Genomic DNA, 14,118 nt, shown 5'->3' with positions numbered 1-14,118 from the left:
GCCTATTATAAGTGTGAAACTTATAAAGTCTTATAATTGGACCAATCGTACAATTATACGTATACACATAGAAACGGAGTGTTAACATGAGTAAGGGAAGAGTTTGGAACAAGGGAAAACGTAATGGTGGAGGCGGACCTCCTGAAGGAAGCAAGAGTAAAGCTGCGACGACGGCTAATAATAGCAGTGCGAGTATGGAGATCGAAGCTCCGATTGCAGTAGAACCCACTGCAGCAGAGACTCGTATCAACACGGTGAAACGGATGAATCGTGAAAATTGGGTGGAGAGACCCGCTCGAGTAACCCCTAAACAGCCTAGAAATGATTGAGATTATTTGAAAGTGAATGAGTGAGTACATACATACATAGCCATCTTGAGGAGGGGAATTTGTCATGTTAGCTGTCATACAAAAATCTGATACTGGATATATCGCTCAGTTCGAACGTCAACTTGGACATTCAGTTGAAAAAGTATGGTCTATGCTCACGGATAACGAACAACTGGCGAAATGGTTTTCAGAACTGCGGGTTGATGATCTTCGCGAGGGTGGAACGATTAGGTTTGACATGCAGGATGGCAGCTTTGAGGAGATGAAGATTACAGCACTTGAGGTTAATGCTATTTTGGAGTATACCTGGGCCGAAGATCGGGTTCGTTTCGAGTTGACTGTGGAGCCTGAAGGCTGCAAGCTGGTGCTTAAAGAATTGATTAGCCAGATGACGAGCCATACACCTAGAGATCTTGCAGGATGGCATGTTTGTCTAGATGTCATCGAAGCATTGCTTGATGGCAGGACGATAGAGTCGCGAGAAAATGAATGGAACAATTGGTACCCTAAATATGTACAAGCTGTAGAAAGCGCTAGTCAATAATAGGTGCTTCTTGTCTGAAGCCACAAGTGCCCCCTCATTTTATAAGTAACGTTAAAAAAGGCATGTTGGAATAAACCCTAACATGCCTTTTTTATGTAATATATAGTTAATATTTGTTTTTTACTTAGCTAATTCTTCGTCAGTTCTTTATAGTTAAACATAACGTGGGTATACGGCAGTGAACATGAATGAGGGGGAGAAATAAATGAGTGTAAAGCTTGAGGAATGGATTATAGAAGCGGATATTACGAGTATGCAAACCGCTATGGAAGCGGGCTGGCTAAGTTCAGAGCAGCTTGTACAGTTATATTTGGATCGTATAAGCAGGTATGATACGGTAATTAATTCAATTTTAGAAATAAATCCAGAAGCTATTGAAAACGCTAAGGCGTTAGATGCAGAACGGGTGGAAAGCGGAAGCCGGGGAGCGCTGCATGGCATTCCTATTTTGTTAAAGGACAATATCGATACAAATGACAAAATGCATACGAGCGCGGGGTCGGTGGCATTAGCGAATTCTTTTGCAGCTAGAGACTCCTTTGTTGCGTCACAGCTGCGTTCTGCGGGTGCCGTCATACTTGGAAAAGCGAATATGACGGAGTGGGCAAACTTCATGTCGAATACAATGTGGTCGGGCTACAGCTCTAGGGGAGGGCTCGTGCTAAATCCATATGGGCCAGGAGAGCTGTTCATAGGCGGTTCAAGCTCGGGCTCGGCAGCTTCAGTTGCAGCAAATTTAGCAGCCGCAGCGATTGGAACCGAAACATCGGGGTCTATTATTAGCCCAGCGGGGCACAACAATCTAGTTGGCATTAAACCGACAGTTGGACTAGTGAGCCGCTCCGGCATAATTCCCATTACGTATAGTCAAGATACTGCTGGTCCGATGGCAAGAACGGTGACAGATGCAGCTATTATTCTGGGAGCTTTAACAGGGTCTGATCCGCGGGATGAAGTTACTTTATGTGAGTCTAATCGTTCTTATCGAGATTATACATCTTTTTTGGATGCAGACTTTTTGAAGGAAGCAAGAATAGGAGTTCCGCGGTTTTATATGAATTCGTTGGATGAAGCTAGGCTTGAGATATTTGAGTCGGCAATTGAGGTTTTGAAAAAAGCAGGCGCAACGATTATTGATCCGGCCATACTGCCATGCGAGCAGGTAGATTGGGGAGAGAATATCATGCGTTATGAATTCAAAAAATATTTGAATGACTACTTAGCGACTGTAGATGAGACGGTGCCTATTCACTCCCTAAAAGAACTCATTGCCTATAATCTCCAATATGCTGAAGTGGCATTAAAATACGGGCAAGATGTACTTCTATGGTCGGAGGAAACAAGCGGAACTCTTACGGAGCAAGCGTATTTGGTTAGTAAAATGAGGAACAAAGAGCTGGCTGGCAAACAAGGCATAGATGCTGCTTTAGAAGAATATCAATTAGATGCACTGCTGTTTCTTGGGGACGAGGACGGTGATGGACTATCAGCTAGAGCAGGATATCCTGCAGTTACCGTCCCAGGTGGATTTGCCGAAAGCGGCGTTATTGCTCCTGGAGGTTATTCAACGAAAGGCCCACAGGGCATCACCTTCATAGGTACGGCGTTCAGCGAACCGACATTGATCAAAATAGCGTATGGCTTTGAGCAAGCGACTAAACATCGTTACCCGCCTATTTTATAATAGACTATTGAAAACGATTTGTCGGGAGGATAATTAGTTGGCTGGGAATATTATGTATATACCTTATACTATATTTATGATTATTGGTCTGATTATTCTCATTGTAGTTATTATCAAGTTATGGAAAGGGAATAGAGTTGCAAAAAATCTATTGATTATGTCTTTACCTATTCTTATTTTATTTCAAGTTTACTTTTGGAATATACAATTTAACGACTATGTGAAAAGCTATTTGTTCCCAAGTAAAGCATTTGAATGCATATACGAAAAACAACTAAAAAATATATCTATTCCTCTTCCTGAAAGAACGGTATTTAAAGGAAGAGAAGATGCTTGCTCTTCTTTTTATTCAACCTTTGTGAATGTTAATGATTTTAAATTCTTTTATCAGGAAGAGTTAGAGAAGCTGAAAGATAAAGGAGAAATTGAAAAATACACTCTTATTGATCGTAAGGATAATAATTGGTCTGAAAATATGGGGTATGCAGTAGAGCTATCATCGGGTTCGATTATTGATATTTTTTTTAAGAGAAGAGAAGGTTCAGGTATGATTTTAATCGATTTTGAACCTAGGGGACTTCTATAGAATAAGATAGGGAGCTTCTTATCCAATGAAGTTCTCTTTTTTATGCCATAATGGGAACCTTTTTCCACACTGATTGTCTATTTAGAGAGAGGAGGGAGTCAAATGGAGGATGAATACCTTAAAAATATAACAAGCCTCGGAGCGACAGAGGTTGAAATATTAGTAAAGCATTATTGGCACGACGTTTGGCAGTATGCATTTTTCCTAACTCGGCGTGAGCATGTGGCAGAAGATATCGCTCAAGATACCTTTATTAGTGCACTTCGTTCCATTGGTTCGTTCCGTGGAGACAGCTCAGTGAAAACTTGGCTCTTCAAAATCGCTCGCAACAAAGCGATCAATTATCAAAAATCAGCCTTTCTAAAAAAGGTTACTTTAATTGGATTTCTGAAAAATGAACAATCTGTACATTCGGCTGAGGATCATTTTTTTAAGGATGTGCTAACGGATCAAATCTGGGAAATGGTTCTTGATTTGCCGAAGCGCTATCGCGAGGTATTAATTCTTCACGCACATTATGGCTTAACGCATGCCGAGCTCTCAGAGCTGCTAAGCATCTCCATTGGAACGGTCAAGTCTCGTTTGCATCGGGCTAGAACTAAGCTGAAAAGAATAATGCTGGAGGTGGATGAACATGTCGAAACACATATCTGAAGAGGAGTCAGACATTTATAGCAGGCTTAATAACAGCCCAGTTCGCGAGTTACGTATGCCTTCGGATGAACGCTTGAAGCAGATTCAAAGTCAGGCTGCGGCACCAGAACAAGGTAACAACAAAATTCGTTTGAGGATACGTGTTACGGCAACGGTAATGTCCTTGTTAGTGTTATGTATTTCATTAGCAGTGCTTTATGAATTACCGGGCGGAATTGCGGATCGACGTAGCTCTCATGCAATCGGAATAGAGGGTGTGCTTCGGATTCCTCTGGGCCAGACTCCTGAAGAAGCGGTTGAGAAGTTTAGAGGGACTCCAATTACGCAAGTGGTTCATCGAGAGCGAACGGATGATGGTATGCTTTTGTTTATTGGAGAAAGTAAACCATCTAACAATAGAGCTCTAAGGGTGGAATATGTAAGGGACACATGGCTTGGTTGGAAGTGGGTATGGGGCGGAGCTTACGGAACTAGCACTGATACCACAGAAACAAAAGCGATGGCTTTGGATTATATGTCTCTGCATTATTTGAATGGAGATAGAAAAGCACCGTTTCCACTTGTATTTGGAGAGATTCTCGACGCTTCCATCAGTGAAGTAATCGTCTCCACAGGTGCAAATGGGAGCGAGATGAATCAGACTACTATTTCCGGTGATAAATCTACGAGCAGGATTTGGTTCGCCACTCTGCCATCAACTAAATCAGAGCCATACAGCATAATCGCATACAATTCTACAGGTAACATTGTGGCATACCAAACGCTCGATGAATCTTCAGATTTTGGAAGTTTGCCTTCTATTTATGATAGCTCGAGGGATTGGAAGATTAGTCCTCTCTTTGAGTTGCCGTCCATAGACAACGAAGGAAATGAAATGACATTTGCGCTTAGAGGTATTGAGAATAAAATAGGAATTACTGATGCGCCTTTAATTGTTGGCTTATCTCAGAAAGTGCTTTGGCATTTTTGGGGAGAACCAAATGAAGTGACTGGAAAATTGCTTATAAAAGGAATCAGTCAGGTGACAGGACGGAGCTATGTATTATTTGAATCAGATGTGTCAGAAGGAGGTTCTTTGAGGGGGGAAACTTCTTCGATCCCTTCAGGCATCAAGCTTACAGAGGCTGGTCTTTGGAGGCTAGAGGTCAATTTTAACGGAAAGTTATATGACAGTATTATAGTTGAAGGTAAAAACCTATAAAAAACATTATTTATATAATGAGTAAATTCAACGAATTCGAAATGTGACAAGAGATTATGACTGCAACCCTCGATTTTCATATAGTACAAATGTAGAAACATACTAAATGACGAGGTGAGCTTAATGGATTCTATATCATTGTACGGTATTATTATTGGTGTTGCTGTATTAGTCTTATGGCGCAGAACACGGGCTATATACCGGCCTATCAAGGGGAAGGAAGCTCGTCTGCTCGTACCGATTGTATTTTTAATACCTAGTCTCCTATTAATTGCGAGCCCCGAGGTTCATGCCGTAGCTTGGGAATGGTGCAGTGCATTGGCATTTGGGGTGCTGCTTTCGATACCTCTTATCTGGACAACTAATTACGAACATAGCAATTGGTTATATTTTGCCCTGGAGAATGGTATCGTTTATCAAGTTTCGTAAGCTGCTCCAGGATCAAAGCCCATTAAACAGGGTCAAATCTTAATAAAAGATTTGCATCAATTATGCGCTGTCTTCGACTATTACTTCTAGCAGTCTAGTTGACATTTACTGGGTTGTGAAATAGATTTTATGTAAGCCTTGGCTTAAAGCAGGCTATAAAACTATTTAAGCATATGAGTTGGAGGAGAATTAGCATGAAGATGAAGATTGATGCTATTATGAATCAGCCCTCTATTATTTCTTTCTGGGATTTTCAAGAAGAGGGGCCATCTCAAGCAGCTCAGGGCCCTTATCCTTATGTTTTGAATGCTATGACTGGCCCAATTAAGCGTGTAGAAGATGGTGTGTTTGGCTCCTATGCCGCAAAGCTGGAATACGGACAATGGTACAATCTGCCACGGAACGAGTGTCCGGCGCTTAATTTCCATGGGAAGGACGCACAGTTGACGATCCTAGCATGGATTAAACGAGAGCCTGTGGAGAATTATCAGTGCGAGGCCGTTGCTGGGATGTGGAATGAAACAGAGAAGAAGAGGCAGTATGCCTTATTTCTTAACTTGAAAATATGGGAAAGCTGTGATCAAGTCGGCGGTCATGTATCTGTGGAGGGAGGTCCAACCGAGGGGCATCCATGGTGCATGTCAACTGCGATCGGCGCGACTCCGGTCACGAAAGGGAAGTGGCATGCTGTTGCTTTTACCTATGATGGAACCTGGGCTAAAGTTTACTTGGACGGCGAGATGGACGAGAGAGAAATCTACAATCCTTATTTCTATGACAAGGGGCTATTTGACGGAGGCAGCACAGGTTCAGACTTTACTGTCGGTGCTGTACATAGGTCCGGTGAAATGGGCAACTTCTATGCAGGCTTACTTGGAGGGCTCGCAGTCTTCAACAAAGCGTTACCGGCTGATGAAATCCGAAAGCTCTCCCTTGGTACACTTTAAAAACGGTAATTGCTTCGATAGGTAGAAGGGTTTATTTTCAACTTGCTTTTAAACACCCGACTGAAATAAAAGGCGTTCTGATAGCCGCACTGTTCTGCAATGCTGTCGAGTGTTTCATTGGTATCGATGAGTAAGGAACGTGCTTTCGTAAGTCGCAATGAAGTTACATACGCTATCGGGGTTTGGTTGTAGGCTTGCTGAAACCGCCTTGTAAGTTGTGATGCACTCATACCGAGCTCTTTTGCAATTTGCTGCATATTTAATTCCATACCGAAGGCATGGTTATCCATGTAAGCTAAGGCCCGAGAAATGATCGGGTCTTTTTTGCCTTTGGAAATATAGTGCAATAAAGACTCCTTTTCCATAGCGATTACATAAAGGAGGTCCTGAATGAAGTGATTGAAGAATTCATCATGCTGGTCAAGCGGATCTACGGACATATAGCGGAGGTAGTTGAAGGTTGAGTTCAGCCGCTGAATATCTCTAACTAATATTTTACCTTGGGGGCATTCTTGCTCTGAAGTGAATTCAATAAACAAAAAGGCGAGGGGCTCTAGTACTTTACGCTTTAATGTGACGCCTGGCGGGCATAACACAAGCTCTCCAAAACCAGCCTCTTGAAAAACCGAATCTTCTTGTTCATCCATGGAAAACGCGAATCGGCCGGATTGCGCAGCTAACAGCACCCAATTTGTATATCGATCTTCCTCCAACATAAATTCTTTTCTTTCCTCACTGAAGTATCTCCTCATAATACAAATTTTTGTCATGCCGAGACACTCCTTTTCGAATATTTATATGCAAAAAAGTATATGGAGAATTATAAACTAGTGCATGTTAAATGTAAATTTACAGGTGTATTATAGGTTTTAAGAAAGTGAGCAAGAAGAAAAAAGTGAAGGGGAAGATACGCGATGAGAAAAATCAATATTTTATCCAATGAGCAATTAAAGAGCTATAACGAGCAGGGGTACTTAGTGCTGCGAAATGTATTCAGCGAACAAGAGGCTAAAGTTCTGCAGGCTGAGAGCGACAAGCTGTTGACGATAAATCAGTACACGGATATCGGAAATGTCCGTGCCGGGCATAAGAGCTATGCGAATGGAGATGTGAAGATCGAGCGTATGGATCCGGTGCATGATATTTCCTCTGTATTTGCCGATCTGGTCAAAGATGAGCGTATTCTGACTCCGCTTCGTGATATTTATTCGGATGAACCGCTGCTGTTCAAAGACAAGCTTATATTCAAACTACCTGGAGCCAATGGCTACACGATGCATCAGGACGCGGCTTGGTGGCAAGGCTTCCCGATTGAAGGCTTGATTAGTGTGATGATAGCTATTGATGGTGCATCAGTGGAAAATGGAGGTTTGGAGCTGTTCCCAGGCTATCACGATCGGCTGCGTTCGGAGCCAGGAGAGCTTCGTAACATGAATAAGGCTGAGATTGAAGAGATTGATCTGCTAACCGGTGAAATAGTAGAGACCAATCCAGGTGACSTCATCTTGTTCCATTCCTTTACACCGCATCAAAGCGGAGCTAATACATCGAGCAACAGTCGAAAGCAGTTGTTCCTGACGTATTCTCCATCCAAGAATGGTCAGCTATACAATGCGCACTACCAGCATTTCAAGCGGTATGCGTTGGAAGGCAAAGACCTTAATCAATTTTACTTCTTGTAAGAGGAAACGACCTAGTCTAAGGACAGACTCCTTCCTATATTTTAAAATAATAGATTGCACAGCAACCTTCTCCTTATTTTCTGGGAGAAGGCTTTCTGTTGTTGATAGAAGAATCGATGCTGAAATTAAAATGTGGAGGCGGCAGCCATGTATTCCCTATTACTCGTGGAAGATGAGGAATTGATTCGCAAAGGTATGAGGCATTGTTTAGATTGGTCTAAAGATGATTGGATTTCTGCAAAGCGCATGAATTTGATCGTAATGCTTTAACGAGAGAAGGCTGCTGATAATTAATCAGCAGCCTTTTGGCGTTTTTGGTTAAGGGCATATTTTGTTGATGCTATAGAAGTGTTTCCGCACCATCGATAAATACTTCAGTACCTGAAATATGACTCGATTCATGAGAAGCCAGAAATAATACCAGATTAGCTACTTGCTCTGGCTGACCTGGCCCATGCTCTAGCGGCTGATTGCCCTCAGGGTACACAACTGGAATTTTGATTTTATCGATTTGAGGAGTTGGTTTTGTACTTTCCCCAATATTGGTTTGTATAGCGCCGGGACAGATCACGTTAACGCGGATCTTATAACGTGCAAGCTCCAGTGCGGCCATTTTGGCAAAAGCGACTTGTCCTGCTTTTGAACTGCTGTACGCAGACATGCCAAAACCGGAAAACTTGCGGCTTCCGTTAATAGAACTGGTTATAATGATGCTTCCACCGAATTCCTTCATATGGGGGATCGCATATTTTAACGTTAGAAAGGTGCCTTTTAGATTTGTCGACAAGGTTTCGTCCCATGCTTCGGGTGTTAAATCTTCAATGGGGGAGAGTGTACCGTTAATTCCCGCATTCGCGAAAATAATGTCTATTCGCCCAAAGTGGTCAATAGCAGTTTGATAAGCCTGCTGCATACGCTCAGGATCAGACACATCCGTATCAATGAATAACGATTCGCCGCCTGAATGATGAATTTGCTGCTCGACAGATTCACTACGGTTATTGTTTAGGTCAACTAGACAAACGCTCGCCCCTTGCTGCGCTAGTAGCAAAGCAGTGGCACGGCCGATGCCGGAGCYAGCTCCGGTTATGAACGCAATTTTATCTTTTACGCGGAGTAAGCCAGATACCTCATTTGCGTTTATTTCAGGCGATAACATCTATTAGGAACCTCCATTCAAATTGGTTGACTAAAACTTATGTTTCTTTTATGTAACCATATTATTCAGGATTGACACTTTTATAACGAAACAAACAAAAAATGTAGGGGGATGCGCCGAATAAAGCTGTAAGCTCTATTATTGAGCTTACAGCTGGTTTTTTGGTGGGTTTGAGCAACGATTAGGCTGAAGGAGTGGGACGGATAATGAGCAACACATGCTTTGGCATATGTTTTCGGAGCAGCCTTGCCATTCGTTTTCTTCCTGCGGAATCTGCACTATGAATGATGATGGTATTTGCGTATACGTTATTCGCAGACATATATTTAGCTACTTCGTATCCCGTTGGGTTTCCGCGGCCTAAGTTATAATCTAGCGAGAGTGTAGCGAGCTTATTATTCTTGATTAAGGCGATACACTCCTTGGCAGTCCTCACTAAGAAAAAATCTGGCGGACATGGTCTTTTATCATCAAGGTAGACGTTCATGCGTAAAATACCTCCAACCTGTCGTTACTATACCGTCCCAATAAATGTTCAGTGCGAGAAGTGTTTCTGCGATGGAAGGATTATATAGTGAGATAATTAATGTACTCGATTTGATGGGAATGCGTGACAGGATCAAAGGTTCGCGGAGTGTAACTTACTATATTTTTTTAATTATACTATTTGAATCTACCATATTGTTTGGCATAGGATAAGATGCGCCGATATAATTTTTTGTTCTTCAAGTTCTTCAAAGGATAGAATTGGGGTCTCGTATTCACTTCGAGAATCCAATGCTTGCCCTCGGAATCCAAAGCCACGTCCAAACCTAGTTCTCGGAACCCTTTTTGGTGCTTATCGAAGTTTTTTCCAACGGATACACCCAATCTCTTCAACTTTGATTCTATGCGTTTAGTCTCAGCTGTTCCGTACCCTGCGCCTGACATTGTTTGTTGAAAATATCCGATATTCCCGCCTTGATTATAGTTTGTAGCAACCTTTCCAGGCTTCCCTATTTTCATGAAAAGGGCTGTGCATACCCATGAACCTTTGTTTGGTTTTTGGACCATAACGCGAATGTCAAAGGGATTACCATTTGTTTTAGCAAGATCGATGCCTTTTTGGAGTAAATAGGATTGTTTATTTGAAAAGCGTTTAAGCTTGTCGTATAAACGATTCATGCTTGAATAATGGGATTTCACTGTGTTGAGCTGGGTTTGGTAGCCCTTTCCTTTTCTTTTAATTCGAACAATATTAACTCCACCAGAACCGTCCGTAGGTTTGAAGAAAACAGTAGAGTATTTGGAAAGCATCATCTTTAAGTTATCTTTATTAAAAAGTACGGTTCGGGGTATATGCTTCTTTAAATCGGCTTGCTTTATGAGCCAACTGGTTTTTGTCCATTTGCTACTGGTCGTGCTGCTCTTGTAGGCTATCACGATAACCWCCTTTCTATGTCCTAGCATATGTAAGGGAACGAGAGCTTGTCTCCGCTATTGTCTATTATCTGAAATACCGCAGCTAGTTTAGCAGGATGTTGGCGATACTTCTTGATCAACTCTATACAGCATCTGGCTTGCAAGGAATTAGGCGACGAATAATAAGGGGGGAAAGTAATGTGGAAAAAAGTAGTAATCATTCATTTGGTCGTAATCGCGGGGTGGAATGTGACTTAATCTTAAAATCAGTGCTTGATTACATGAAACCTAGTAGATGGTGGAGGGCATTTTTTACTTGCTTCTATTTCAACTCATATAGATGTGTGATTAGAATGGATAATGTACATTCAAACAGCATATATTTACATTTTCAATGTGTTTGAATGGAAAAGCTACAGTCAAATAGGCAGTTAGAAGCTATTTTTCAGCGAAATAGGTGATTTGCTTGGATGAAATACAGTCTGGGACAAATACAGTGTTTTTCAGGTGGATTTGATTGTACGAAATACAGTCAAATCCGACAACTGGAAGAGTAGAGAGAAAAAGGCCGCCTGAACTTCATCCCGTTTCTTCTGCACGAATACAAATTTCAGGGAGGTTCGAACGGCCGATATGTTTCGTTACGTCTTAAACTTTTCAAAAAAGGCTTTTACTCTGTCTACGAAAATTCCTTTGAGTTGATCAGTACCTTCTTTTGGGGCGGCATAGGCCTTATAACCGCCAAATGATTCAATACGGATAGCTGCCTCTTTTAGATCAACAGTGAAATTGTCCTCTATTATCTCTTCTGTTTTCTTTGGCTTCTCGTTACAAATATAGTAACCCACGTTCTTTTTTAATAACTCATCTTTATTCTTTTTGATAAAGTCCCGAATTGGTTTATAAATTTTTCCGTCTCTCACTCCAGCACCTAAAATAATATGATCAAATTCCTCGATATTAGGCTTCTCTAATTCAATATTGCAGAGTGTGCAGGGAGCGAGTTCTTCTGACAATATTTTTGCACATTGCTCGGTTGCTCCTGATTTTGTAGCGTATAACACTAGTAAAGMCATGGTTGCTCATCCTTTTCAGCTTAAATTATTTAGAGCAAGAAGAATTGCTTCGTTTATGAAAAAGAAGAAGATGAATCTGTCTGAGTGCAATCTCTTCATTAATATGTTGACAAAAAATCAACCCGCTTTTATCATTAATATATCTCTGAAATCGAGATAATCAGTTAAAAGATACTTGATCAACGAGGTATTATTGGATTCATTTTATCGGAATTATTGTTGATTTACAAATGGTAAAACCATAAGTGCTGCAATACAATAATTAAGCGGCTTCAAAATGTATCCATTATTAGTTTTTTTAGCAGGAAAGTGGAGGGAAAAAGAGCAGATGGCAAAGGGAAATAAGATGGGTGTTATTATTGCTGGGCTGCTGTTGGCCATTCTTATGGCTTCGATGGATAACACCATATTAGCAACAGCAATGGGTACCATCGTGGGGGACCTAGGCGGTTTTAACAAATTGATGTGGGTGACCTCAGCTTATTTGGTGGCTGAGATGGCGGGTATGCCGATTTTCGGGAAATTATCCGATATGTATGGCCGCAAGCGGTTCTTTATTTTCGGAATTATTGTGTTCATGGCGGGTTCTGCCTTATGTGGCACGGCAACCTCGATCGAACAGCTAATTGTTTATCGTGCGATTCAAGGAATTGGCGGAGGCGCGCTTATGCCTATCGCATTCACGATCATGTTTGATGTAGTTCCTGCTGACAAGCGGGGCAAGATGGGCGGGTTATTCGGCGCCGTTTTTGGTTTATCCAGTATTTTTGGCCCTCTTATTGGGGGTTATATTACGGATTATGTCAATTGGTCGTGGGTATTCTATATCAACTTACCGATTGGCCTTCTTGCATTTATTATGATTGCATTCTTCTACAAAGAGTCTGTCGAGCATTCCAAGCAGAAAATCGATTACCTTGGGGCATTTGCGCTAGTAGCATCCATCCTGTGCCTTATGTTCGCGCTTGAGCTTGGAGGGAAGAAATATACTTGGGATTCCACTATGATTATAGGTTTGTTCGTTGCTTTTGTAGTACTAATCATTGGTTTTATATTTATAGAACGTCGTGCACAAGAGCCAATCATCACCTTCAGTATGTTCAAGAATCGTCTCTATACAACTAGTAATCTAATGGCTATGTTTAGCGGTGCAGCGTTTATTACAGCCTCGGTCTACATACCGATTTTCATCCAAGGCGTACTTGGCGGTTCGGCTACTAATTCAGCGCTTGTTTTGCTTCCGATGATGCTTGGTTCTGTTGTGACTGCTGGGGGTGGCGGTGCTGTTCTAACTAAGTTTAAGTATCGCTCCATTATGATTCCGACATTAACGCTTCTTGTTATAGGTATTGCTCTTCTCACTACATTAACGACTGGTTCTTCGCGGTTCATGGTCACGATTTTTATGATTCTTGTCGGTCTTGGTATTGGAGCATCTTTTTCCGTATTAAGCAATGCGGCTATTCATGGATTCAGCGCAAGGCAGCGCGGTTCAGCAAGCTCTACACTGAACTTTATGCGGTCTCTGGGAATGACACTCGGGATTACGGTATTCGGCATTATTCAAAGTCATGTGTTTATGAATAAATTAGCTTCTAAGTTCGAAAGCGGTGCCCAAATGCCGGAAGGTGTCGATTTAAGTGATCCACGTAAAATTTTAACTCCAGAAACGCGTGAATTAATTCCTACTGAGGTTCTAGATAAAATTTCAGAGGCACTCACCTCATCAATCGTTCATACCTTTGCTTGGGCGATCATTCCATCTGTTATTGCTTTATTAGGAGCCTTCGCAATGAGCAAAGAAAGATTGGACCCAGCAGCTGAACTAGAAGAGTATTCAGCTTCTCATTAACAAGGGTAGGTTAATCAGGCCTACTCGTTCTAGATAAAGCGACGGGTCTTCCAGTAACTGAGCAATCAACGCCATGAGAGAAGGGATCTGCCTCCGAATTAGGAGGTGGGTTCTTTTTTTTTTTTTGTAGAAGATGAAGATGTAAGGAGACGATTGGTAGTTGTTTGTTAATTAATCTAGATGTTGTAGCTTTTTTCTATACTTCATTGGTGTCGTCCCTACGAGCTTTTTGAAAGCCTGGCAGAAATAAGGGAAATTGTTCATCCCCACCTCAATGCTGATTTGCTCGATCCCTTTGTTACTAGTTATTAAAAACACACAGGCTTGTCGGATTCGTCTAGCGAGAATATAATCCATCAATTTAACGCCTGTTTCTTGTTTAAAGATACGGGATACATAAGATTCGGATAAATGCAGGATTTCCGCTAACATATCTAGTGAAATTTCTTTTGAATAATTTCCTTCAAGCCAATTCATGATTTTTTCGGAATAACGAAGTTGTCGTTGCGGGTTTATTCCATTTTTAATTGGATTTCCAAAACCTGTTGCAAAGAGAAATTGAAAAACCTGTAGC

The 14,118-nt window shown here is 41.6% G+C and carries 17 protein-coding genes; 11 read left to right on the top strand and 6 right to left on the bottom strand.

The window, feature by feature from the left end; all coding sequences use genetic code 11:
- Positions 1 to 86: 86 nt before the first annotated feature.
- From AC1DWN_RS16040 to AC1DWN_RS16005, 8 genes are all read left to right on the top strand, one after another.
- Complete coding sequence (locus AC1DWN_RS16040; RefSeq protein WP_477559904.1) at positions 87 to 329, top strand: hypothetical protein; 243 nt, start codon at positions 87 to 89, stop codon at positions 327 to 329.
- Between the two features lie 64 nt (positions 330 to 393).
- Positions 394 to 873, top strand: coding sequence for an SRPBCC family protein (locus tag AC1DWN_RS16035; protein ID WP_477559903.1), 480 nt, complete (start codon positions 394 to 396; stop codon positions 871 to 873).
- A gap of 205 nt (positions 874 to 1,078) precedes the next feature.
- On the top strand, positions 1,079 to 2,557 hold the full coding sequence (locus AC1DWN_RS16030) for an amidase family protein (protein WP_477559902.1): 1,479 nt from the start codon (positions 1,079 to 1,081) through the stop codon (positions 2,555 to 2,557).
- A gap of 37 nt (positions 2,558 to 2,594) precedes the next feature.
- The gene (locus AC1DWN_RS16025) at positions 2,595 to 3,143 is read left to right on the top strand and encodes a hypothetical protein (protein ID WP_477559901.1); all 549 of its coding nucleotides are present in this window, start codon (positions 2,595 to 2,597) and stop codon (positions 3,141 to 3,143) included.
- Positions 3,144 to 3,245: 102 nt separating this feature from the next.
- Positions 3,246 to 3,797, top strand: a complete 552-nt coding sequence (locus AC1DWN_RS16020; RefSeq protein ID WP_477559900.1) for an RNA polymerase sigma factor — start codon at positions 3,246 to 3,248, stop codon at positions 3,795 to 3,797.
- Complete coding sequence (locus AC1DWN_RS16015) at positions 3,778 to 4,998, top strand: DUF4871 domain-containing protein (RefSeq protein WP_477559899.1); 1,221 nt, start codon at positions 3,778 to 3,780, stop codon at positions 4,996 to 4,998. The genes AC1DWN_RS16020 and AC1DWN_RS16015 overlap by 20 nt, the downstream gene beginning before the upstream one ends.
- A 123-nt stretch (positions 4,999 to 5,121) precedes the next feature.
- Positions 5,122 to 5,427, top strand: coding sequence for a CcdC protein domain-containing protein (locus tag AC1DWN_RS16010; protein WP_477559898.1), 306 nt, complete (start codon positions 5,122 to 5,124; stop codon positions 5,425 to 5,427).
- A 194-nt stretch (positions 5,428 to 5,621) separates the two neighbouring features.
- The gene (locus AC1DWN_RS16005) at positions 5,622 to 6,374 is read left to right on the top strand and encodes a LamG domain-containing protein (RefSeq protein WP_477559897.1); all 753 of its coding nucleotides are present in this window, start codon (positions 5,622 to 5,624) and stop codon (positions 6,372 to 6,374) included.
- Here the strand turns inward: AC1DWN_RS16005 and AC1DWN_RS16000 are convergent.
- Entirely contained in the window at positions 6,371 to 7,144 is a 774-nt protein-coding gene (locus tag AC1DWN_RS16000; RefSeq protein WP_477559896.1) for a helix-turn-helix domain-containing protein, read from the bottom strand. The genes AC1DWN_RS16005 and AC1DWN_RS16000 overlap by 4 nt on opposite strands.
- A 144-nt stretch (positions 7,145 to 7,288) precedes the next feature.
- Here AC1DWN_RS16000 and AC1DWN_RS15995 point away from each other — a divergent pair, with 144 nt between their 5' ends.
- Both AC1DWN_RS15995 and AC1DWN_RS15990 read left to right on the top strand, forming a co-directional pair.
- On the top strand, positions 7,289 to 8,056 hold the full coding sequence (locus AC1DWN_RS15995) for a phytanoyl-CoA dioxygenase family protein (protein ID WP_477559895.1): 768 nt from the start codon (positions 7,289 to 7,291) through the stop codon (positions 8,054 to 8,056).
- Between the two features lie 147 nt (positions 8,057 to 8,203).
- The gene (locus tag AC1DWN_RS15990; RefSeq protein WP_477559894.1) at positions 8,204 to 8,326 is read left to right on the top strand and encodes a hypothetical protein; all 123 of its coding nucleotides are present in this window, start codon (positions 8,204 to 8,206) and stop codon (positions 8,324 to 8,326) included.
- Between the two features lie 70 nt (positions 8,327 to 8,396).
- On the opposite strand, the gene AC1DWN_RS15985 is transcribed toward AC1DWN_RS15990, so the two are convergent.
- The 4 genes from AC1DWN_RS15985 to AC1DWN_RS15970 form a co-directional block, all read right to left on the bottom strand.
- Positions 8,397 to 9,215, bottom strand: coding sequence for an SDR family oxidoreductase (locus AC1DWN_RS15985; protein ID WP_477559893.1), 819 nt, complete (start codon positions 9,213 to 9,215; stop codon positions 8,397 to 8,399).
- Between the two features lie 181 nt (positions 9,216 to 9,396).
- Positions 9,397 to 9,702, bottom strand: a complete 306-nt coding sequence (locus AC1DWN_RS15980; protein WP_477559892.1) for a cyclic-phosphate processing receiver domain-containing protein — start codon at positions 9,700 to 9,702, stop codon at positions 9,397 to 9,399.
- A 176-nt stretch (positions 9,703 to 9,878) separates the two neighbouring features.
- Entirely contained in the window at positions 9,879 to 10,637 is a 759-nt protein-coding gene (locus AC1DWN_RS15975; RefSeq protein ID WP_477559891.1) for a YheC/YheD family protein, read from the bottom strand.
- Between the two features lie 620 nt (positions 10,638 to 11,257).
- On the bottom strand, positions 11,258 to 11,692 hold the full coding sequence (locus AC1DWN_RS15970) for a flavodoxin domain-containing protein (RefSeq protein ID WP_477559890.1): 435 nt from the start codon (positions 11,690 to 11,692) through the stop codon (positions 11,258 to 11,260).
- Positions 11,693 to 12,020: 328 nt separating this feature from the next.
- Between AC1DWN_RS15970 and AC1DWN_RS15965 the strand changes: the two genes are divergently transcribed.
- Positions 12,021 to 13,544: an MDR family MFS transporter gene (locus tag AC1DWN_RS15965; protein ID WP_477559889.1), complete on the top strand. Its 1,524-nt coding sequence runs from the start codon at positions 12,021 to 12,023 to the stop codon at positions 13,542 to 13,544.
- Positions 13,545 to 13,715: 171 nt separating this feature from the next.
- On the opposite strand, the gene AC1DWN_RS15960 is transcribed toward AC1DWN_RS15965, so the two are convergent.
- Positions 13,716 to 14,118 (bottom strand): helix-turn-helix transcriptional regulator (locus AC1DWN_RS15960; protein WP_477559888.1); only part of this gene is annotated, 403 nt, incomplete at its 5' end.

This window comes from Paenibacillus sp. P4_A7 (genome assembly GCF_056402455.1).
This window is presented reverse-complemented; position numbering and strand designations above follow the sequence as displayed.

Excerpts from the sequence above, each read along its gene's own strand:
- AC1DWN_RS16015 (WP_477559899.1), top strand. The coding sequence starts at position 3,778 with ATGTCGAAACACATATCTGAAGAGGAGTCAGACATTTATAGCAGGCTT.
- AC1DWN_RS16010 (WP_477559898.1), top strand. The coding sequence starts at position 5,122 with ATGGATTCTATATCATTGTACGGTATTATTATTGGTGTTGCTGTATTA.
- AC1DWN_RS16000 (WP_477559896.1), bottom strand. The coding sequence starts at position 7,144 with ATGACAAAAATTTGTATTATGAGGAGATACTTCAGTGAGGAAAGAAAA.
- AC1DWN_RS16020 (WP_477559900.1), top strand. The coding sequence starts at position 3,246 with ATGGAGGATGAATACCTTAAAAATATAACAAGCCTCGGAGCGACAGAG.
- AC1DWN_RS15980 (WP_477559892.1), bottom strand. The coding sequence starts at position 9,702 with ATGAACGTCTACCTTGATGATAAAAGACCATGTCCGCCAGATTTTTTC.
- AC1DWN_RS16030 (WP_477559902.1), top strand. The coding sequence starts at position 1,079 with ATGAGTGTAAAGCTTGAGGAATGGATTATAGAAGCGGATATTACGAGT.
- AC1DWN_RS15990 (WP_477559894.1), top strand. The coding sequence starts at position 8,204 with ATGTATTCCCTATTACTCGTGGAAGATGAGGAATTGATTCGCAAAGGT.
- AC1DWN_RS16040 (WP_477559904.1), top strand. The coding sequence starts at position 87 with ATGAGTAAGGGAAGAGTTTGGAACAAGGGAAAACGTAATGGTGGAGGC.
- AC1DWN_RS16005 (WP_477559897.1), top strand. The coding sequence starts at position 5,622 with ATGAAGATGAAGATTGATGCTATTATGAATCAGCCCTCTATTATTTCT.
- AC1DWN_RS15965 (WP_477559889.1), top strand. The coding sequence starts at position 12,021 with ATGGCAAAGGGAAATAAGATGGGTGTTATTATTGCTGGGCTGCTGTTG.
- AC1DWN_RS16035 (WP_477559903.1), top strand. The coding sequence starts at position 394 with ATGTTAGCTGTCATACAAAAATCTGATACTGGATATATCGCTCAGTTC.